The sequence below is a fragment of the Streptomyces sp. 3-6 genome, assembly GCF_056323165.1.
The window spans coordinates 168481-188635 of the sequence record NZ_JBWHZP010000002.1; the positions used below are offsets into that span (position 1 = coordinate 168481).

Annotated in this window: 16 protein-coding genes and 1 pseudogene; 10 read left to right on the forward strand and 7 right to left on the reverse strand. The window is 74.6% G+C overall.

All coding sequences use genetic code 11. From position 1 onward, the window contains the following. Positions 1 to 39: 39 nt before the first annotated feature. Positions 40 to 1463, reverse strand: a pseudogene (locus tag AC02VZ_RS04945) (sensor histidine kinase). Next, complete coding sequence (locus AC02VZ_RS04950; RefSeq protein ID WP_432058140.1) at positions 1460 to 2149, reverse strand: response regulator transcription factor; 690 nt, start codon at positions 2147 to 2149, stop codon at positions 1460 to 1462. Before AC02VZ_RS04950 ends, AC02VZ_RS04945 begins: the two are co-directional and overlap by 4 nt. Positions 2150 to 2553: 404 nt before the next feature. Between AC02VZ_RS04950 and AC02VZ_RS04955 the strand changes: the two genes are divergently transcribed. From AC02VZ_RS04955 to AC02VZ_RS04970, 4 genes are all read left to right on the forward strand, one after another. Next, on the forward strand, positions 2554 to 3723 hold the full coding sequence (locus tag AC02VZ_RS04955) for an ABC transporter ATP-binding protein (protein WP_476474609.1): 1170 nt from the start codon (positions 2554 to 2556) through the stop codon (positions 3721 to 3723). Next, positions 3720 to 4445 carry an ABC transporter permease gene (locus AC02VZ_RS04960; protein WP_476474610.1) on the forward strand — a complete coding sequence of 242 codons (726 nt, stop codon included), beginning with the start codon at positions 3720 to 3722 and terminating at the stop codon, positions 4443 to 4445. Before AC02VZ_RS04955 ends, AC02VZ_RS04960 begins: the two co-directional genes overlap by 4 nt. Beyond that, positions 4442 to 5107: an ABC transporter permease gene (locus AC02VZ_RS04965; protein ID WP_432058143.1), complete on the forward strand. Its 666-nt coding sequence runs from the start codon at positions 4442 to 4444 to the stop codon at positions 5105 to 5107. The genes AC02VZ_RS04960 and AC02VZ_RS04965 overlap by 4 nt, the downstream gene beginning before the upstream one ends. A 157-nt stretch (positions 5108 to 5264) precedes the next feature. Then, positions 5265 to 6221 (forward strand): ABC transporter substrate-binding protein, encoded by a 957-nt coding sequence (locus tag AC02VZ_RS04970; protein WP_476474611.1) that lies wholly within the window; start codon positions 5265 to 5267, stop codon positions 6219 to 6221. A 112-nt stretch (positions 6222 to 6333) separates the two neighbouring features. On the opposite strand, the gene AC02VZ_RS04975 is transcribed toward AC02VZ_RS04970, so the two are convergent. The 5 genes from AC02VZ_RS04975 to AC02VZ_RS04995 all read right to left on the reverse strand — a co-directional run bounded on the left by AC02VZ_RS04975 (position 6334) and on the right by AC02VZ_RS04995 (position 11588). Further along, a complete protein-coding gene (locus AC02VZ_RS04975) occupies positions 6334 to 6930 on the reverse strand; it encodes a GTP-binding protein (protein WP_432058145.1) in 597 nt (198 codons plus the stop codon). Further along, positions 6917 to 7276 (reverse strand): DUF742 domain-containing protein, encoded by a 360-nt coding sequence (locus tag AC02VZ_RS04980; protein ID WP_432058146.1) that lies wholly within the window; start codon positions 7274 to 7276, stop codon positions 6917 to 6919. The genes AC02VZ_RS04975 and AC02VZ_RS04980 overlap by 14 nt, the downstream gene beginning before the upstream one ends. 1 nt (position 7277) lies before the next feature. After that, the gene (locus tag AC02VZ_RS04985; protein ID WP_362097525.1) at positions 7278 to 7709 is read right to left on the reverse strand and encodes a roadblock/LC7 domain-containing protein; all 432 of its coding nucleotides are present in this window, start codon (positions 7707 to 7709) and stop codon (positions 7278 to 7280) included. 39 nt (positions 7710 to 7748) lie between these two features. Next, on the reverse strand, positions 7749 to 10445 hold the full coding sequence (locus AC02VZ_RS04990) for a sensor histidine kinase (protein WP_476474612.1): 2697 nt from the start codon (positions 10443 to 10445) through the stop codon (positions 7749 to 7751). Between the two features lie 132 nt (positions 10446 to 10577). Continuing rightward, positions 10578 to 11588, reverse strand: a complete 1011-nt coding sequence (locus tag AC02VZ_RS04995; protein ID WP_432058149.1) for a substrate-binding domain-containing protein — start codon at positions 11586 to 11588, stop codon at positions 10578 to 10580. A 769-nt stretch (positions 11589 to 12357) separates the two neighbouring features. Between AC02VZ_RS04995 and AC02VZ_RS05000 the strand changes: the two genes are divergently transcribed. The 6 genes from AC02VZ_RS05000 (at position 12358) to AC02VZ_RS05025 (ending at position 19921) form a co-directional block, all read left to right on the forward strand. Continuing rightward, a complete protein-coding gene (locus AC02VZ_RS05000) occupies positions 12358 to 13005 on the forward strand; it encodes a ScbR family autoregulator-binding transcription factor (protein ID WP_362097533.1) in 648 nt (215 codons plus the stop codon). A gap of 47 nt (positions 13006 to 13052) precedes the next feature. Further along, positions 13053 to 14234 carry a damage-control phosphatase ARMT1 family protein gene (locus tag AC02VZ_RS05005; protein WP_476474613.1) on the forward strand — a complete coding sequence of 394 codons (1182 nt, stop codon included), beginning with the start codon at positions 13053 to 13055 and terminating at the stop codon, positions 14232 to 14234. Positions 14235 to 14471: 237 nt separating this feature from the next. Then, positions 14472 to 16841 carry a germacradienol/geosmin synthase Cyc2 gene (gene cyc2 / locus AC02VZ_RS05010; RefSeq protein WP_476474614.1) on the forward strand — a complete coding sequence of 790 codons (2370 nt, stop codon included), beginning with the start codon at positions 14472 to 14474 and terminating at the stop codon, positions 16839 to 16841. Positions 16842 to 17114: 273 nt separating this feature from the next. Continuing rightward, on the forward strand, positions 17115 to 17681 hold the full coding sequence (locus AC02VZ_RS05015) for a PDZ domain-containing protein (RefSeq protein ID WP_476474615.1): 567 nt from the start codon (positions 17115 to 17117) through the stop codon (positions 17679 to 17681). A 112-nt stretch (positions 17682 to 17793) separates the two neighbouring features. Next, on the forward strand, positions 17794 to 18921 hold the full coding sequence (locus tag AC02VZ_RS05020; RefSeq protein WP_476474616.1) for an aminopeptidase P family protein: 1128 nt from the start codon (positions 17794 to 17796) through the stop codon (positions 18919 to 18921). Between the two features lie 49 nt (positions 18922 to 18970). Further along, positions 18971 to 19921: an aminoglycoside phosphotransferase family protein gene (locus tag AC02VZ_RS05025; protein ID WP_476474617.1), complete on the forward strand. Its 951-nt coding sequence runs from the start codon at positions 18971 to 18973 to the stop codon at positions 19919 to 19921. The last annotated feature ends 234 nt before the right edge of the window (positions 19922 to 20155 follow it).

Sequence of the window (20155 nt, forward strand, 5' to 3'; positions counted from 1 at the left end):
CCCGTCGGCCGACCGCACCACCGTAGACCCGGGCGCCGGTCAGCCGGGCAGGTCCCGGCGTCCGCCCCGGGGCAGCCGCACGGTGAACACCGTCCCGCCCGGCCCGTCGGCCAGCTCGACGGTGCCGCCGTGCGCCCGCACCAGCGACCGGGCCACCGACAGGCCTTGTCGACGCGGTAGAAGCGGTCGAAGACCCGTTCCCGGTCCTCCTCGGGGATGCCCGGACCCTCGTCGGCGACCCGGATCAGCACCTCGCCCGGCCCGGCGGTGACCGTCACCGACACGGGAGTCCCGGCCGGGGTGTGCACGGCCGCGTTGGTGAGGAGGTTGTCCAGCACCTGCCGTATCCGGTCCGCGTCCAGACACGTCACCAGCGGGCCGGGGTCCGCCGACACCTCCAGCGGGTGGCCGGGATGCCCGGCCCGGAACGCGTCGGCGGCCTGCCGGACCAGCTCCACCACGTCCACCGGCGCGGTCCGCACCGGCGCTCCCGCGTCCGCCGCGTCCAGCCGCGCGAGCAGCAGCAGGTCGTCGAGCAGCACGCCCATCCGGGCCGCCTCCGCCCGCAGCCGCGCCAGGTGCCGCTCGCGCTCCCCGGGCGCGTCGGCCGCCGCGTACTGGAACAGGTCCGCGTAGCCGCGCACCGACATCAGCGGGGTGCGCAGCTCGTGGGAGGCGTCGGCGACGAAGCGGCGCAGCCGCTGCTCGGCCTCCGCGCGCACCGCCAGGGAGCGGTCGATGTGCTCCAGCATCGTGTTGAACGCGGTGCGCAGTTCCGCCACCTCCGGCCCGCCGTCCCGGCCGTCGGCGCGCAGCGGCAGCCGGGCCGCCGACTCGGTCAGGTCGTGCGAGGCGATGCCGTGCGCCGTGCTCGCCATGTCGCTCAGCGGCTTCAGGCCCCGCCGCAGCAGGTGCCGCCCGGCCACCACCAGGGCCGCGAGCGCCAGTGCGAACACCACCACCTGCACCGTGATCAGCCGCTCCACGGTCTCCTCGACGTCCGTCACGGGCGCCGCGCTCACCAGCATCACCCCCGGCCGGACCTCGCAGCCCCGCAGCCGGTAGGTGCCCTCGCCGTCGATCCGCGCGGTGTGCGTCAGCTCGGTGTCGGAGCGCGCCATCGCCCGTGCCAGCGCGGTGAACGCCGCGGTGTCCTCGGGCACGTCCGCCGGCCGTCGCAGCCGCACCGCCTCGTCCGACACGTCGTAGACGGCCGTGTACCAGCCGTAGTACGGCTTGCGCCGCACCGTCCCGTGCGCCGCCGCGTCCTTGGCCTGCACGGTCTGCACCAGCTTGAGCTGGGTCCCCAGCTGCTGTTCCAGGTAGTCCCGCATGTACGCGGTGAGCGTGGTGCCGACGACCGCGAACACCGCCAGCGACAGCACGCCGAGGCCGAGCGCGAGCCGGGTGCCCAGGCGCAGCCGCCGGCGGGCGCCGGGCAGCCGGCCGGCGCTCCGCCTCACTCGGCGGCCTCGCGTATCGCGTAGCCGAAGCCCCGCACGGTCCGGATCAACGGCGGTCCGGTGTCGTCCAGTTTGCGCCGCAGCCGGCTCACCACCAGCTCCACCACGTTGGACCGGCCGCCGAAGCCGTACTCCCAGACGTGGTCGAGGATCTGCGCCTTGGTCAGCACGGCGGGCGAGCGGCGCATCAGGTAGCGCAGCACCTCGTACTCGGTGGGGGTCAGCGACAGCGGACGCTCGCCGCGCCGCACCTCGCGGGCGTCCTCGTCCATCGTCAGGTCACCCACCGACAGCACCGGCCGCCCGGGGCCCGGCCCGGCACTGCGGCGCAGCACGGTCCGCAGCCGGGCCATCAACTCCTCCACCGCGAACGGCTTGACGAGGTAGTCGTCCCCGCCCCGGGTCAGCCCCTCGACCCGGTCGGCGACGCCGTCCCGGGCGGTGAGGAACACCACCGGCACCATCGTCCCCGAGCGGCGCAGCCGGTCCAGCACGCCGAAGCCGTCGACGTCCGGCAGCATCAGGTCGAGCACCACGATGTCCGGGCGGAACGCGGCGGCCCGGCGCAGCGCCTCGGCACCGGAGTGGGCGGTGACCGCCTGCCAGCCCTCGTAGCGGGCGACGGTGGCGACCAGGTCGGCGATGGGCGGGTCGTCGTCGACGACGAGCAGGCGTACGGTGTCCACCCGCTCATACTGCGGTACGCGGCGCGCGGCGCCGAGGGGCTGCCGGGAGCCCCCGGGGACATCGACAGGAAAGCGACAGGAAGCGGCGGGGCGCGGACGAGAACCGCTTCACCGCCGGGAGGCCGGGAGGCCCGGAGGACCGTGGTGGCCGTTGCGGCCCGGGGGAATTCGGGGGCCGCCGGGCGGGCGCGGGCAGGAGGGGAGACCGGTCACGGGGGTGGGCGCGGGCCGGGGACGACCGGGGGGTTTCCGGACGGCCGGGCGGGGCAGGTGGCGTACCGCGCGGGGCACGCGCCGGGACCCCGCGCGGTCCGGCGTGCTGTCGGTGGCGGTGTCTAGACTCGTCCGGCGGCACACCGCGCGACCCTGGTCAGCATTTCCGCCACCGAAGGGCATTCGGCGTCTTGATACGGATCGACTCAGTCACGAAGCGGTACCCGGACGGCACGGTGGCGGTCGACCGGCTGTCGCTGGAGATCCCCGACCGCTCGATCACCGTCCTCGTCGGGCCCTCGGGCTGCGGCAAGACGACCACCCTCCGCATGATCAACCGGATGGTCGAGCCCACCGAGGGAACGATCCTCCTGGACGGCGAGGACATCCGGCACCGGCCGGTCACCGCCCTGCGCCGGTCCATGGGGTACGTCATCCAGAACGCCGGCCTGTTCCAGCACCGCACCATCGTCGACAACATCGCCACCGTGCCCCGCATGCTCGGCTGGGGCCGGCGGCGCGCCCGGGACCGCGCGGTTGAGCTGATGGAACGGGTGGGCCTGGACCCGTCGCTGGCCGAGCGGTACCCGTACCAGCTCTCCGGCGGCCAGCAGCAGCGCGTCGGCGTCGCCCGGGCGCTGGCCGCCGACCCGCCGGTGCTGCTGATGGACGAGCCCTTCTCCGCCGTCGACCCCGTCGTACGCAAGGGGCTCCAGGACGAACTGCTGCGCATCCAGGACGAACTGGGCAAGACCATCGTCTTCGTCACCCACGACATCGACGAGGCGATCACCCTGGGCACCATGGTCGCGGTGTTCCGCGAGGGCGGCCAGCTCGCCCAGTACGCGCCGCCCGCCGAACTGCTGTCCGCGCCCGCGGACGCCTTCGTGGAGGACTTCCTCGGCGCCGACCGGGGCATCCGCCGGCTGTCCTTCCTGCCCTCCGGCACGCTGGAACCGGTCATGGACGGCGTGGTGCCGCTGCACGCCCCGGCCGAGCGGATCGCCGCGGCGGACGCCGGCGCGGACCACCTGCTGGTCACCGACGAGGACGGCCGGCCGCTGGGCTGGGCCGCCCGCCGGGACCTGCTCGCGGGCGACACCGACCGGCTGCTGCCCCACGGGCGGACGTTCGTGCCCGGCACCGACTCCCTGCGGGTCGCCCTGGACCGGGCCGTGCTCTCGCCCACCGGCCGCGCGGTCGCCGTGGACGCCGACGGCCGGGTGACCGGCGTGGTCTCCCAGCAGGCCATCGCCGAGGCCGTGCGCGCCGGCCACACCGCGTCCGGCGACACCGCGTCCGGCGACCCCCGGCCGGCGGCCGGGGACGGCCGCCTGGGCACGGCCGGAGTGGCCCCGTGACCGGCTTCTTCGACATCCCCAGCGACCTCCAGCACAGCTGGGCCGGACTGATCGGGCTCCACCTGCGCGAGGCCCTGCTGCCGGTCGCCGCCGGACTGCTGCTCGCGCTGCCCCTCGCCCAGTTGTGCGTGCGCTTCCGCCGGCTGTACCCGCCGGTGCTGGGCTTCACGACCGTGCTCTACGCCATCCCCTCCCTGGCCTTCTTCGTGGTCCTCATCGACTACACCGGCCAGAGCGAACTCACCGTGATGATCCCGCTCGCCGTGTACAGCCTGGTGGTGCTCGTCCCGGCGATCGTCGACGGCGTGCGCTCGGTGCCCGACGAGACGCTGGCCGCCGCCACCGCCATGGGCTTCGGCCCCGTACGGCGGTACGCCCAGGTGCAGTTGCCGCTCGCCGTACCCGCCATCGCCGCCGGGCTGCGGGTGGCCACCGCGTCCAGCATCTCCCTGGTGAGCGTCGGCGCGCTGATCGGCAACCAGGGCGCCCTCGGCAACCTGCTCGCCGCCGCCCAGAAGTACGACCGCCCCGAACTCGCGGTGAACGCGGTCCTCACCATGGCCGCCCTCGCCATCGTCTGCGACGCCCTGCTGGTGCTGCTCCGCACGGTGCTGACCCCGTGGATGCCCCGCTCCGGACACGACGGAAGGCGCCGGCCGAAGGCCGCCGGGCGCGGTGCCCGGCCCGCGCCCGGACTGGAGTCCGGAGGTGGGGCCCGGTGAACGTCCTCTCCTTCGTCGAGGCCTTCTTCAGCGACCCCGCCCGGTGGCAGGGCTACGACGGCATCCCGCAACGCCTGCTGGAGCACCTCCAGTACACGCTGCTCGCCCTCGCCGTCGCCGCCGCGATCGGGCTGCCCGTCGGCCTGCTCACCGGCCACACCGGGCGCGGCGGGAACGCGGTCGCCTTCGTCGCCAACGCCGCCCGCGCCCTGCCCAGCTTCGGCCTGCTGGTGCTGGTCGTGCTGCTCATCGGCTTCGGCCTGCTGCCCGTGATGATCCCCCTGGTGGTGCTCGCGGTGCCGCCGATCCTGGTGACCACCTACGAGGCGGTGCGCTCGGTCGACCCCTCGCCGGTGGACGCCGCCCGGGGCATGGGCATGCGGGAGTCGCGGATCCTCTTCCAGGTCGAACTGCCGGTGGCGCTGCCGCTCGTCCTCAGCGGACTGCGGTCGGCCGCCATCCAGATCGTGTCGACGGCCACCATCGCCGCCTACGTCAGCCTCGGCGGCTTCGGCCGGTACATCATCGACGGGCTCTACCAGCGCGACTACACCAAGGTGGTGGGCGGCGCCACCCTGGTCGCCGTGCTGGCGCTGGCCACCCTCGCGGTGTTCTGGGCCGCCGGCCGCCTGGCCGTCTCGCCCGGGGTGCGGCGGCGCTGACCGTCCGCACCCGCCGCCCGTCCCGCCCCGCGCCGCGCGGTGGATGACGGGCCGTCACCCCCGGAGTCCCGGGGTCCGCACACCCGCCGGGACGGGTGCCGGAAACCGTGACCACGACGTAGTTGACCGCACCTGAGCGGCTGGATTGGATCGGTGAATGACTTCTACCGCGCAGAGCAGTTGGACGAGGACGAGGCACACCGGCGTGACGACCGTCGCGCTCGCCGCCGCGGCGGCGCTGCTCGCGGGCTGCTCCTCCGGGGACACCGGCGACAACCCCCTGGCGGGGGAGAAGGCGGAGGCCGGGACCGTCGTCGTCGGCTCGAACAACTTCGCCGAGAGCACCCTGCTCGCCGACATCTACGGCGAGGCCCTGCGGGCCCGGGGCATCAAGGTCACCTACAAGCACAACATCGGCAGCCGGGAGACCACCTACGGCCTGATGAAGAACGGTTCCATCACCGTCCTGCCCGAGTACAACGGCTCGCTGCTCGCCTACCTGGACCCCGAGGCCGAGCAGCGGACGGCACAGGACGTCGCCACCGCCGTCGAGGCGGAACTGGACCAGGGCCTGACGCTGCTGGAGTCGTCCCCGGCCGAGAACAAGGACTCGGTGGCCCTCAACGCGCGGACGGCGAAGAAGTACGGCCTCACCGAGGAGTCCACCCTCGCCGACCTCCGGAAGGCGGCACCGGAGCTGGTGATCGGCGGTTCGCCCGAGTTCCAGACCCGCAAGCAGGGGCTGAAGGGCCTGAAGGACGTCTACGGGCTGGAGTTCAAGTCCTTCAAGGCGCTCGACGCGGGCGGTCCGCTGACCCAGGAGGCGCTGATCCGGAACACCGTGCAGGCGGCGGACATCTTCACCACCGACCCGACCATCGTCAAGGAGAAGTTCGTCGTCCTGAAGGACCCGGAGAACCTCTTCGGGTTCGCCAACGTGACCCCGCTGGTCAACGAGGACGCTCTGCCGAAGGAGGGCGTCGACGCCCTGAACGCGGTCTCGGCGGCGCTGGACACCGAGACGCTGCTCGACCTGGACGCCCAGGTGCAGCTGGAGAAGAAGGACCCGCTGGACGTCGCCAGGGCCTGGCTGAAGTCGGCCGGCCTGGACTGAGCGGACTGAGCCGAACGGGACGCCCGGAGCACGTCCGCGCGGGTCAGGGAGGCGGAGTGCGGGGGCGGAGTGCGGGGGGCGGATTCCGGGGAGCGGGGACAGGGCGTCGGGGTCAGGGTGCCGGGGCGGCTGCCGCGATCAGCCGGTCGATCAGGGCGATCAGCACGTCCCGGCACGACTCCCGCTCCCGCGCGTCGCACAGCAGCACCGGCACGTCCGACGGCAGGGTCAGCGCCTCCCGGATGTCCTCCGCGGGGTAGGGGTGCTCGCCGTGGAAGCCGTTCACGGCGATCACGAAGGGGATGCCCCGCCGCTCGAAGAAGTCGATCGCGGCGAAGCTGGACCGCGGCCGGCGCACGTCCACCACGACCACCGCCCCCAGCGCGCCGAGGGCCAGGTCGTTCCACATGAACCAGAACCGCTGCTGGCCCGGGGTGCCGAAGAGGTACAGCACCAGGTCGTCCGAGACCGTGATCCGGCCGAAGTCCAGGGCGACGGTGGTGGCACGTTTCTCCTCGATGCCGTCCAGGTCGTCGACGTCCAGTCCGGCCAGGGTCAGCGGCTCCTCGGTGCGCAGCGGCACGATCTCGCTGACCGAGCCGACCAGGGTGGTCTTGCCCACGCCGAAGCCCCCGGCGATCAGGATCTTGACCGTGTCGGGTGCCCGGCGCGGGTGCGGTGCCTCGGCGGTGGCGTCAGAGGCGGCCAAGTCCGTCCCTCACTTTCTGCAGCAGGTCCAGGTCCGGGGTGGTGCGGGTGACCGGGTGCGGGGGCCGCGCGGTGATCCGGCCCGCCTCCAGCAGGTCGCAGAGCAGGATCACCACCACGCTCACCGGCAGGTCCAGCCGGGCGGCCACCTCCGCCACCGCGACCGGCTCCGCGCACATCCGCAGGATCCGGGTGTGCTCCGGCTGCGGGCGGGCGCCCGTCTCGGGCTGCGGATCGACCGCCGTGACCGTGGTGATCAGCGTGAAGTCGGCCCGGCTGGGCCGGGTCCGGCCGCCCGTCAGCGTGAACGGGCGTACCAGCCGGCCCGCCGGATCGCCTCCCTCCACCTCACACGCCGGGGTCGACGGCGGGCCCCGCGGTGCCCCTCGGCGCCGCGCTGAGGTGCTCACCGATCTTCTTCACCAGCATGTTCATCTGGTACGCCACCACCCCGACGTCCGCACCCGGACCGGTCAGCACCACCAGGTGCGCGCCGGGGCCGGCCGCGGTGAGGATCAGGTAGCCGTTGGCCATCTCGATGAGCGCCTGGCGCACCGGCCCGCCCCGGAAGTCCATGCTGACGCCCTTGCTCAGGCTCATCAGGCCGGAGGCGGTCGCCGCGAGGCGTTCGGCGTCGTCCCGCAGGAAGCCGGTCGACTTGCTCACCACCAGCCCGTCCTCGGAGAGCACCACGGCCTGGTTGACGTCGGCGACCCGCTCCACGAGTCCGGTGAGCAGCTGGTCGAGCTGGGTGTGCGTGGCGGGGATGGGGCGTGTCATGGCGGTGTTCCTTCGTGAACGGTGGTCGGCGATCGTCGGTCAGCGATCGGCGGGAGGGGTCGTGAACTCGGGGGTGGCGGCGGGCGGGTGCTCCGCCACGGGGTCGGTGTCACCCGGGCGCGTGCCGTCGGTGCCACCGGTGCCGTCGGTGTCGTCGACGGCACCGGCGTCGGACGACCGGCCGTTGTCGGACGACCGGCTGTCGCCGGATGACCGGCTGTCGTGGCCGTTCGCGTGCTGCCGGGCCGGCCGATCCGGTCGGTCCGGTCGGTGCTGCCGGTCGCCCTGGTGGTCCGGCCGGTCGTCCTGGGGGCCCGGGTCGGCTTCCGCCTTCCGGTCCCGATCCGGCCCGTCGTCCCGGTCGTGCCCGTCGTCCCGGTCCGGCAGGCCGTCCCGGTCGTTTCGTGCGCGGGACGTGCCGTGCTGGAAGCCGGACAGGGAGGAGGCGGCGCGCTCCGCCGTGAAGTCCTGGTCGGCGGACGTCTCGCCGGACTCCGGTACGGCCTCCTCGCGCAGTTCCGCCGCCAGGCTGGTCTGCGGCACGCGGCGGGGGAGCGGGGTGAGCCCGCCCCGGCGGTCGGCGCCCCCGGTCGCGTCCGCGCGGCGCGCGGGAGCCGGGGCGGGGGCGCGGCGGGACGGGCCGCCGCCGGGGGCGGGGCCGGGTTCCCCGGACGCGGTGTCGCTGTCCGGGGCCGTGGCGTCCGGCGCTGTGGCGTCCGGCGCGTCCGGTCCCTGCGGGGACCGGGACGGCGTGTCCGGGGCCGTGGCGGTCGTCCCCGCGCCCGGAGCGGCGGGGCGGTCCTCCGGGGACTCCCGGACCACGATGTCGTGCGGGACCAGCACGATCGCGGTGGTCCCGCCGTAGGGCGAGGGGCGCAGGGTGACGGCGATGCCGTGCCGGTGCGCGAGCTGGGAGATCACGAACATGCCGAGCCGCAGGTCGTCCGCGAGGGCCACCACGTCGAACTGCGGCGGGGTCGCCAACTGGGCGTTGAAGGAGGCGTAGTCCTCCTCCGACAGCCCGAGCCCCCGGTCCTCGACCTCGACCGCGAGGCCCTTGGCCACCATGGCCGCCCGCACCACGACCGGGCTCGGCGCCGGCGAGTAGGCCGTCGCGTTGTCGATCAGCTCGGCCAGCAGGTGGATGACGTCGGCCACCGCGGGCGGGGCGATCGCGACGTCCTCCTCCTCGGTCTGCACCTCCACCCGCTGGTACTCGGCGACCTCGCCGACGGCGCTGCGCAGGATGTCGATCAGGGCGACCGGCCGGCTCCAGGTGCGGCCCGGCCGTTCCCCGCTGACGATGACCAGGTTCTCCTCGTAGCGGCGCAACTGGCTGGCCGTGGAGTCGAGTTCGTACAGGCCCTTGAGGACGTCCGGGTCGGTGTGCCGGCGTTCCAGCGCGTCCAGCTTGCTCAGCTGGAGGTTCACCAGGTTCTGGCTCTGCCGGGCGATGCCGAGGATGATCTTCTGGAAGCCCCGTCGAGCGTCGGCGAGTTCGACCGCCGTGTGCACGGCCGTGCGCTGCGCGGTGTTGAACGCCTGCGCCACCTGGCCGAGTTCGTCGTGGCCGTAGTCCAACGGCGTCGTCGCGGACTCCGGGTCGACCTTCTCGCCGCGCTCCAGCCGGGCCACCACGTCCGGCAGCCGCTCCTCGGCCAGGCTCAGCGTGGCCATCCGCAGACCGCGCAGCCGCCGGGACAGGGACCGGGTGATCCGCCAGGACACGCCCACGCACACCAGCAGGGCCGCCAGCCCGCCCGCGCTCAGCGCGGCGGCCGTCAGCAGCAGACCGCGGGCCTCGTCGGCGCTGCGGGTGAGCAGCCCGTCGGTCTCCTCCCGGATCAGCGCGGTGTACTGCGCCGACACCTCGTCCCAGGCCGCGTCCCACCGGCGCTGCGCGTCCGGCAGGGCGACGCGGCCGTCCTCGCCGGAGGGACGCCCGGTGAGCACCTCGTCCTCGATCTCCTCCAGGGTCCGCCACTCGGGGCTCGCCAGGATCCTCTCCGTCCGCGCCCTGGCGCCGTCCCGCAGCGACGGCAGGATCTGGTCCTGGACGAGCCAGCGGCGGGTGCTCACCAGCGTCGCGAAGTCGGACCGCTCCCCGCTGTCCAGGTGCCCGGCCGGCCACGCCAGGGTGAGCAGCGTGTCGCCCCGGGACATCAGTTCCGCCGCCTGTTCCATCGACACCAGCGGTCCGGCCTGCGAGGTGAGGTCGCCGTCGTCGACCTGGGACAGCTCCCGGAAGGCGTGGATCTGCTCCTCGATGATCGACGTGTAGTGGTCGAGCGCCTGCTCGGGCGTGATGTCACCGGGATCGTCGATCTGGTCCCGGTAGTACTCCAGGCTGCCCACCGAACCCAGCACCGAGTACATCCGGTCCGACACCCGCGCCGGGGCGTCGGCGATCGCGTCCGCCCGGCCGACGAGCCCGGCCACCGCCCGGTCGGTCCGTTCCCGCTGGGCGTCGAGCGCGCCGCGGGACGATCGGGGCGAGGCCAGCCAGGCGGCGGTCAGGCCGCGCTCCCGCTGCAGGGCGAGCGCCGCCTCGGTGCCCATCGCGCCCGTCGAGCGGCTCAACTCCGTCTGCGCCCGCAGCCGCAGCCCCTCCGAGAACATCTGCGTCGTCGTCACACCCCACATCGCGGCGAGGGTGACGCCCGGCACCAGTGCCAGGAGCACCAGCGAGAGACGTATGGAGCCGAGTCGGCGCCGGGCACCTGTCCGTGGAGACATCGTCGTCCTAGAGCGGTCGGGTCGAAGGGGGCGGAGGCGGTGCGCAGGATGCTATCCGCACGGGTGAGCGCGCGTCCCGGGCGGTACCGAAAACTTTCGACACGTTCCGGCGGACCCGGCGGGCCCGGAGGGTCAACGGGTGCCGTCGGCCGCGAACTTCGCGACCGAGGCGACATTGGCCTTGGTGACGAACGCCGGACCGGTGAGCACGGGCGCCGCCCCGCCTCCGCTGATGTTGCCGTTCGTCCGGTACAGCCACAGCGCGTCGACGGCCAGATAGCCCTGCAAGTAGGGCTGTTGGTCCACGGCGAACCGGACGTCACCGCGACGCACCGCGTCCACCAGGTCCGCGTCGACGTCGAACGTGGCGACACCGGCCTTGCTGCCCGCCTCCTTCACCGCGTCGACCGCGGTGACGGCGTACTGGGCGCCCAGGGTGACGACGTGGTCGATGGAGCGGTCCTGGCGCAGCCGGGCGGCGACGATGCCGGAGAAGGCGCGCATGTCGGTGCCGTCCACGTACAGGTTGTCCGTCGTCCCGGCGAACGTCTTCCGCACGCCGGCGCAGCGCGCCTCCAGGGCGACGTTGCCGCGTTCGTGGACCACGCACAGGGTGTGCCGCGCCTTCAGGCCGTTCAGCTTCTCGCCGACCGCCCGGCCGGCGACGCTCTCGTCCTGCCCGAAGTACGCGAGCAGTCCCGCCGGCTTCCAGGCGTCGATACCGGAGTTGAGCCCCACGACGGGGAGGCCGGCGGCCCGCGCCTCGTTGACGGGCCCCTTCATCGCCTGCGGTTTGGCCAGGGTCACGGCGATGCCGTCGACCCCGTCCTCGACGGCGTCGCGCATCAGCCGGGCCTGGCCGGCCGGGTCGGCGTCGCTCATGTACGTCAGTTCGATGCCGTCCTTGGCCGCCGCCGCCTCGGCGCCCTTGCGCACCAGGTCCCAGAAGGCGTCGCCCTCGCCGCCGTGCGCGATCAGGGCCACCTTCATCCTTGCCTCGCCGCCCGCCCCGTCGGCGCCCCGGGAGTCCTCCCCGCCGAACGCCGAGCAGCCCGCCGCCAGCAGGACGACGGCGACGGCCAGAACGGCGAGGCGGGCGGGGCGTCTTCCCGGGGTGCGGTGGAACCGGGAGGGAGTGTTCATGGGAACGCGGACCTCGCTGTACGGCAGAGCAAGAGCAGGGGGAGAGCGGGGCCGGAGCAGCACGGGCGTACCGGCCGGGTGACTCTCACTGGCCCGGAGCCAACCCTGTACCGCCACCGGTCGTCAAGTGACCGGCCACGGGAAGTGAGGCGCCGCTGCCGCATTGTGATGAACCGTGACACCCGAGGTGGGAGGGGGTCCGGCGCCTCCGGTGAAGGAACCGCGCGGACGGTACGGTCCGAGCGCACGCACCCCGTGCGGACCCGGTGGCGAGGGCCCGGTGGCCGCGGTGACGTGCGGGGGAGGCCCCCGCTCGGGGGAGAGGGAGCCCGGTGGCGGCCCCTCCGTCCCGGCCGCCACCGGCGCCGCACCGAGGGTGTCGCGGGGGCGGAACGAGGGTTTCCCCCGTATCCCGGCGGCCCCCGGGCTGCCTATCGTTCGAGCGCGGCCGAACCGGCGGGTAACCCCCGTTCGGTTCCCGGCACCCCGCACGGCGGGGTCCCGGTCGGGGCCGCCACCGGCCGGCGGGCCGGCCGGGCGCGGATGGGGCCCCGGCCGGCCCGCCGTTTCACGTGCGCCCGCGCGGATCCGGCCGTTGAATACCGGACGTGCTGTTTCCTGTCGCCGTTTCCCTCCCGGTCCGCCGGATGTGTGCCAGGTGGGACCCGACAGGGGTGACTCCCGCCGCCGGACGGTGAGTTATCGTGTACACCGGGTGAGAAACAAACGGCATGACCCGTTCCTTTTTCCGGGCTCAGGAGTGCAGTCGATGGCCAGGCAGGTACGCGCCGAGCAGACACGTTCGACGATCATCACGGCGGCCGCCGAACTGTTCGACCGGCAGGGCTACGAGTCGACCAGTCTCAGCGACATCGTCGAGCACGCCCATGTCACCAAGGGGGCCCTGTACTTCCACTTCGCGGCCAAGGAGGACCTGGCGCACGCGATCCTGGAACTGCAGTCCCGTACCTGCCGCACCCTGGCCCGGGAGACCGAGGCGCGGGGGCACACCTCCCTGGAGGCGCTGATGCGCCTCACCTTCTGCATAGCCAGGCTCTCCGCCGACGACCCCGTCCTGCGCGCCGGACTCCGGCTCGCCACCGGCGGCACCCGGCCCCGCCCCCCGCTCACCCACCCCTTCACCGAGTGGCTGGACATCGTCACGGCCCGCCTGCTCGGCGCGGTCAAGGAGGCCGACGTCCACCCCGACGTCGACATCGACGTCGTCGCCCACTCCCTGGTCTGCTTCTTCATCGGCACCCGCGTGGTGGGCCGCTCCCGCGAACCCGTCGCCCGGCAGCCGCGCCGCACCGCCGAGATGTGGCAGATCCTCATCCGCGGCCTGGTGCCGGTCACCCGCCGCGCGCGCTACCTCAGCCTGGCCGCCCGCCTGGAACGCGAGATCGCCCCGGTCTGAGACCGGCCACCGGGCCCGGTGCCGCCGCGCGCGTTACGGTGAGGCACATGCCCCACACCCCCGCCGCCGACGTGATCCTCGGCAACGAACCCGGCTCGTTCCCCCACAGTGTGCTGGCGGAACGGCACCCGGCGATCATCCGGCAGGTGCGCGAGGCCTTCCCGTACGAGCCCGAGCAGCACCGCGCCCTCGACGCCCTGCTGCACGGGTGCACCGAGGGCGTCGTCGAACCCCTCCCCGCCGACGCGCCCGACCGCCACCACTGGCTCGCCTGGGGCATGGAGAAGTACGCCGGCCAGTCCTGGTTCGACGTGCCCTGGCTGTGGTCCGAGAGCTGGTTCTACCGGCAACTCCTGGAGGCCGTGGGCTGGTTCGGCCCCGGCCCCTGGCAGGGCATCGACCCCTTCCGCCCGTCCAAGCTGGCCGAACTCCACTCGCCCGCGACCGACGAGGAACTGGCCGCCCTCGACGACCTCGCCGACCGCACCCCCGCCGAACGCGACCGGGCCCTGCTGCACGGCTCGTTGTGGGGCAACCGCGCCGACCTCGGCTTCCTGCTGTCCGCCGAGGGCGCCGACCCGGCCGACGCCGCGCCCGGCCTGGTCGCCGACGACAGCGCGCGCCTGTGGGCGCTGCTCGACGCCGCCCCCCGCGCCGGCACCCTCGCCCTGATCGCCGACAACGCCGGCCGCGAACTCGTCCCCGACCTGCTGCTGGTGGCCCACCTCCTCGCCCACGGGCGCATCGGCCGCGCGGTGCTGCACGTCAAGCCGTACCCCTACTACGTCTCCGACGCCACCACCGCCGACGTCGTCGACGCCCTCCGCCGGCTGCGCGACGCCGGGGGAGCGGCGGCGGAGTACGGGCGCGAACTGTGGACCGCGCTCGCCGACGGCCGTCTGCGGATCGGCGCGCACGCCTTCTTCTGCTCCCCGCTGCCGTACGCGGAGCTGCCCGGCGACCTCCGTGCCGAACTGGCCGCCGCCGACCTCACCGTCGTCAAGGGCGACCTCAACTACCGTCGCCTGGTGGGCGACCGGCGGTGGCCGCCCACCACGCCGTTCGCGGACGTCACCGCCCACTTCCCCGGACCGGTGGCCGCGCTGCGCACCCTGAAGTCCGACGTGATCACCGGTCTGGACCCGGCCACCGAGGACGCCCTGGTCGCGGCGGAGGACCAGCGGTGGCGGACCAGCGGCACCCACGCCCTCATCCAGGTACGGGAGTAGAGCGTGAGGGTCCGGTCCCGCCCGGCTCGGGAGGAGCGCGTGAGGGTCCGGTCCCGGCACGGGAGTAGGGCATGAAGGTCCGGTCCCGGCATGAGAGGAGCGCGTGAAGGTTCGTTCCCGGCACGGGAGTAGGGCATGAGAGCGCCCCGGACCGCCGCATCACCACCGGTTCACGCGATGGTGTGATCATGTCCGGGCCGGTGGATGCCGCCGGAGGGCCACGGGTAGGGCCCGGCCATGACGCAGCCGTTCGAACTCCCGCACTTCTACCTGCCGCACCCCGCGCGGCTCAACCCGCACGTCGACGAGGCCCGGGCCCACTCGACGGCGTGGGCGCGCGAGATGGGCATGCTGGAGGGCTCCGGAGTCTGGGAGCAGGCCGACCTCGACGCACACGACTACGGCCTGCTCTGCGCCTACACCCATCCCGACTGCGACGGACCCGCGCTGTCCCTCATCACCGACTGGTACGTGTGGGTCTTCTTCTTCGACGACCACTTCCTGGAGAAGTACAAGCGCACCCAGGACCGTCCCGCCGGCAAGGCCCACCTCGACCGGCTCCCGCTGTTCATGCCCGCCGACCCCGCGACCCCGGTCCCGGAGCCGGAGAACCCGGTCGAGGCCGGCCTCGCCGACCTGTGGGCGCGCACCGTGCCCGCCATGTCCGCCGACTGGCGCCGCCGGTTCGCCGTCGCCACCGAGCACCTGCTCAACGAGTCCCTCTGGGAACTGTCCAACATCAACGAGGGCCGGATCGCCAACCCCGTCGAGTACATCGAGATGCGCCGCAAGGTGGGCGGCGCGCCCTGGTCGGCGGGGCTCGTCGAGTACGCCACCGCCGAGGTGCCCGCCGCCGTCGCCGGGACCCGGCCGCTGCGCGTCCTGATGGAGACCTTCTCCGACGCCGTCCACCTGCGCAACGACCTGTTCTCCTACCAGCGCGAGGTCGAGGACGAGGGCGAGAACAGCAACGGCGTGCTCGTCGTCGAGACCTTCTTCGACTGCACCACCCAGGAGGCCGCCGACATCGTCAACGACGTCCTCACCTCCCGGCTCCACCAGTTCGAGCACACCGCGTTCACCGAAGTGCCCGCGATCGCCCTGGAGAAGGGGCTCGCACCGCACGAGGTGGCGGCCGTCGCGGCGTACGCCAAGGGGCTCCAGGACTGGCAGTCCGGCGGCCACGAGTGGCACCTGCGGTCCAGCCGCTACATGAACGAGGGCGCGCGGACCACCGCCCCGTGGAGCGCCCCGGGCGTGCCCGGCGTGCCCGGTGTCCCGGCCTGGCCGGGCGGCCCCGGCGCCTCCGCCGCCGACGTGCGGGCGCTGCTCACCGCCGCGGGCGCCCAGCGGCTGCGCGCCCACACCCACGTGCCGTACCAGAAGGTCGGCCCGTCGGTGATCCCCGACATCCGCATGCCGTTCCCGCTGACGCTCAGCCCCCACCTCGACGGCTCCCGCGCCCTCCTCACCGACTGGTGCCGGCGCATGGGCATCCTCGCCGAGGGCGTCTGGGACGAGGACAAGCTGGACGCCTACGACCTGGCGCTGTGCTCCGCCGGCATCGACCCGGACGCCACCCCCGAGGCGCTCGACCTCAGCGCCCAGTGGCTCGCCTTCGGCACCTACGGCGACGACTACTACCCCCTGGTCTACGGCCACCGCCGCGACCTGGTCACCGCCCGGGTGACGACCGCCCGCCTGTCGGACTGCATGCCGCTCGACGGCGAACCGGTGCCGCCCCCCGCCAACGCGATGGAGCGCTCCCTGGCCGACCTGTGGGCGCGCACCACGGCCGCCATGACCCCCGAACAGCGGGTCCCGCTGAAGAACGCCGTGAACGTCATGACCGAGAGCTGGCTGTGGGAGCTGGCCAACCAGATCCACCACCGCGTGCCCGACCCGGTGGACTACCTGGAGATGCGCCGCCAGACCTTCGGCTCGGACCTCACCCTGAGCCTGTGCCGGACCGGCCACGGCCCGGCCGTCCCGCCCGAGGTCTACCGCAGCGGCCCGGTGCGCTCCCTGGAGAACGCGGCGGTCGACTTCGCCTGCCTGCTCAACGACGTCTTCTCCTACCAGAAGGAGATCGAGTACGAGGGCGAGGTCCACAACGCGATCCTCGTCGTGCAGAACTTCTTCGGCTGCGACTACCCGTCCGGCCTGCGGGTCGTCCACGACCTGATGAGCCGCCGCCTGACGCAGTTCGAGCACGTCGCGCAGCACGAACTTCCCGTCGTGTACGACGACTTCGAGCTGTCCGGGGAGGCCCGGGACATCATGCGGGACTACGTGGAGGACCTGCGCAACTGGATGGCGGGCATCCTGCACTGGCACCGCAGCGTCGACCGCTACAAGGACGAGTGGCTCTCCGGCCGGGCCCACGGCTTCCTGCCGGACCGCCCGCCCGTCCTGTCCCTCCCGACGGCTCCGTCGGTCCCCTCCGTCCCGTCGGGCTCGTCCGCCGCCTCCCTCCCGTCCGTCCTGTCGGTCCCGTCGGGCCCGTCCGCCGTGCCGGGACGGTCGCGCACTGCGGTGCCGTCCCTTCCGTCCACGGGCCCGTCCTGGCGGACCGGGGCACCCGGCGGGGCCGCTTCCCCCGTCTGACCGCCCGCCAGTCTCACTCGTTCGTGGCTCGTCGGCCGGCCGCCCGCCGGGTAGCTCTCCCGACGGAGGCGATCGATGGAACAGACAGCGTTGCGGCCCCGGCCGATGCCGGGCCGGGAACCCGGCGGCGAACGGACGGGCGGGACCGGCGGCAGCCCGGAGCCGGACCGCGGACCGCGGACGACGGGAGAGGAACGGAGGGACGGCCCCGGCACCGGCCCCGCTCCCACGCGGACCCGGCCGCACGCCACCCGTCGGCGCGGGCGGCGGCTGGTGTCCGTACTGGTCACCGTGGTCGTCGGTACGGTGCTGGTCCTCGCCGGGGTCGCGCTGGGGGCGACGGGCGCCGCCCTCATCGGGGCCGACGGCCTGGCGGAGCTGCGGCGGCAGGCGGGCCTGCCGGTCACCGTGCCGTCCCCGGCCTCCCGCCCCGACCCGGAGAACGTGCCTGAGAACGTTCCGGAGAACGTGCCCGAGAACGCTACGGAGAACGTTCAGGGGGACGCCCCGGCGACGGTTCCGGAGGGCGCCCCGGCGCCCGGGGCGCGCCCCGCCCCGCCGGCCGCCGCCCCGGGCGTCGCCGGGCTCGGCCTGGAGGTGACGGACGACCGCCGGCCGGGCGCCCTGGTCGTCGGCGTGCACGTGCCGGGGCCCGGGTACGCGGCCGGCCTCGTCCGGGGCGATGTCCTGCTCGCCCTCGACACCACCCGCGTCGACACCGCCGCGGACCTGGCCCGCGCCGTCGCCCGGGCCCGCCCCGGACGGGCGGTGACCCTGACCGTGCGCCACCGCGACGGCTCCCACCGGCAGCTGACGGCCGTGCCGGGCATCGTCACATGACGCCCGCCCGGCCCGGCCGGCCGCCCGCCGGACCCCGCGAACCGGCTCGCGCCGCCGCCCCCGGACGGGCAGGATGCTGCCGTGACCCTCACGCCCACCCCGGGAGGCCCGGATGAACGGCACTGCCCCCGCGCCCTTCACCGCCGACGACCACCGGGCCCGCATGGAGCGTGCGGTGCGCCAGGCCGCCGACGCGGGACTGGCCGGCCTGCTGGTGGCCCCCGGGCCGGACCTGACCTGGCTCACCGGCTACACCCCGCCCGCCGACACCGAACGGCTCACCCTGCTGGTCCTGACGCCGGACCGCGACCCCGTCCTGGTGGCCCCCGCCCTGGAGGCCCCCGACGCCGAGCGGGCCCCCGGCGCCCCGGCCCTGACCCTGCGCGACTGGACCGACGGCACGGACCCCTACACCGCCACCGCCGCCCTCCTGGACCCCGTCGGCCGCTACGGCGTCAGCGACAACACCTGGGCGCTGCACCTGCTGGCCCTCCAGCGGGCGCTGCCCGACACCACCCACGCCTCCCTCACCGAGGCCCTGCCGATGCTCCGCGCCGTGAAGGACCCGGCCGAACTGGAGCTGCTGGCCGCCGCCGGAGCCGCCGCGGACGCCGCGTTCGAGGAGATCCGCACGGTGCCCTTCGCCGGGCGCCGGGAACGGGACGTGGCCGCCGACCTCGCCGCCCTCCTGCTGCGCTTCGGACACCAGCGGGTCGACTTCACCATCGTCGCCTCCGGCCCGAACGGCGCCCACCCGCACCACGAGGCCGGCGACCGCGTCATCGGGCACGGCGACATGGTCGTCCTGGACTTCGGCGGGCTGAAGGACGGCTACGGCTCCGACACCTCCCGCACCGTCCACGTCGGCGAGCCCACCGCCGAGGAGCGCCGGGTGCACGACCTGGTGCGCGCGGCCCAGGAGGCCGGGTTCCGCGCGGTGCGCCCCGGCGCCGCCTGCCAGGACGTCGACCGGGCCGCCCGCGCCGTCATCGCCGACGCCGGGCACGGGGCGCACTTCATCCACCGCACCGGGCACGGCATCGGCGTCACCACCCACGAGCCGCCCTACCTGACCGAGGGCGAGGAACAGCCGCTCGTGCCCGGCATGTGCTTCTCCGTCGAACCCGGCGTCTACCTGCCCGGCCGGTTCGGCGTCCGCATCGAGGACATCGTCACCGTCACCGCGGACGGCGGGCGGCGGCTGAACGACACGGTCCGGGAGCTGGTGACCGTGGAGTGAGGCCACCGACGCCCCCGCCCCGCCCTCTCCGAACGACAACGGCGCGACCATGACCCAGGCACCGACACCCACCGCGGACAGCGTCCGCGAACTGCTGCGCACCCTGCTGAAGGACGACGGGGACGGACGCGACCGCCCCGCCGCCCCCGACCGGGTCCGGCCCGTCGCCGAGGGCGACCGGTCCGGCACCTGGTGGGTGGGCGACCGCCACGTGCTGCGGCTCGCCCCCGACCGCGAGGCGAGCCTCCGGCAGCGCCGCGAACTCCGGGTGCGCGACCTGGTGCGCCCGCACGTCCCGGTCGCCGTCCCGGTCAGCGTGGCGCGCGGCGAGTGGGCGCCCGGCCTGAGCTGCACCCTCGACACCCGCGTGCCCGGCGGCTCCGCCGAGGACCACCGGGTGTCCGCCGTGGGGGAGACGGACCTCGCCGGACTGCTGACCGGGCTGCGCGACGTGCCCGCCCGGCAGGCGGAGACGTTCGGCGTGCCGCGCGTCGCCCCGCGTTCCCTGGAGTCGCTGCGCGAGGCCGCGCGCGCCGCCGCCGAACGGCTCGGCGTGGCCGACGAGTTCGACCCGGTCCGGCTGCGGCAGCTCACCCAGCCCGCCGCGGTCCAGCTCGCCGCCCAGTCCGGCCCGCCCGTGCTCACCCACCACGCCCTCACCGGCGACCACCTCGTGGTCAGCGCCGAGGGCCGGGTGCGCGGCGTCCTCGGCTGGGGCGGCACGGCGGTCGGCGACCCCGCCGAGGACATCGCGGGCCTCGCCGTCGCCGTGGGCGCCCCCGCCGCCGTCCGCGCCGCCACCCTCGCCGGGTACGGCGCCCGCCCCTGCCTGCGCGGCCTGTGGCTGGCCCGCTGCGACGCCGTCCTGCACCTCGCCGGGGCGCTCGACGGCCGCCCGGTTGCCCCGCTGCCGCTGCTGCGCGTCCGGCTGCGCCGCGCCTGGGAGGCGATCCTCCTGGAGCGCGTCACCGACCTCCGGGGCCCGGACGAGCCCGTCTGACCAGGACGAGTCCGCCTGACCCGGCCGCGGAACCCGGATCCGGCCGCGGAACCCGGCCCCTGACTCCGGGGCCGGCCGTGAGCCACCGGAGGCGCCCGGCCCGGACCGTCCAGCCCGCCGGACGGCCCCCGGGCACCCGGCCCGCAGGACGTGCCCGCGGGGCCGCCCGGCCCACCCGACCGCCCGCCACCCGACCGCCCGCCGCCCGGCCCACCCGACCGCCCGGGACACCCG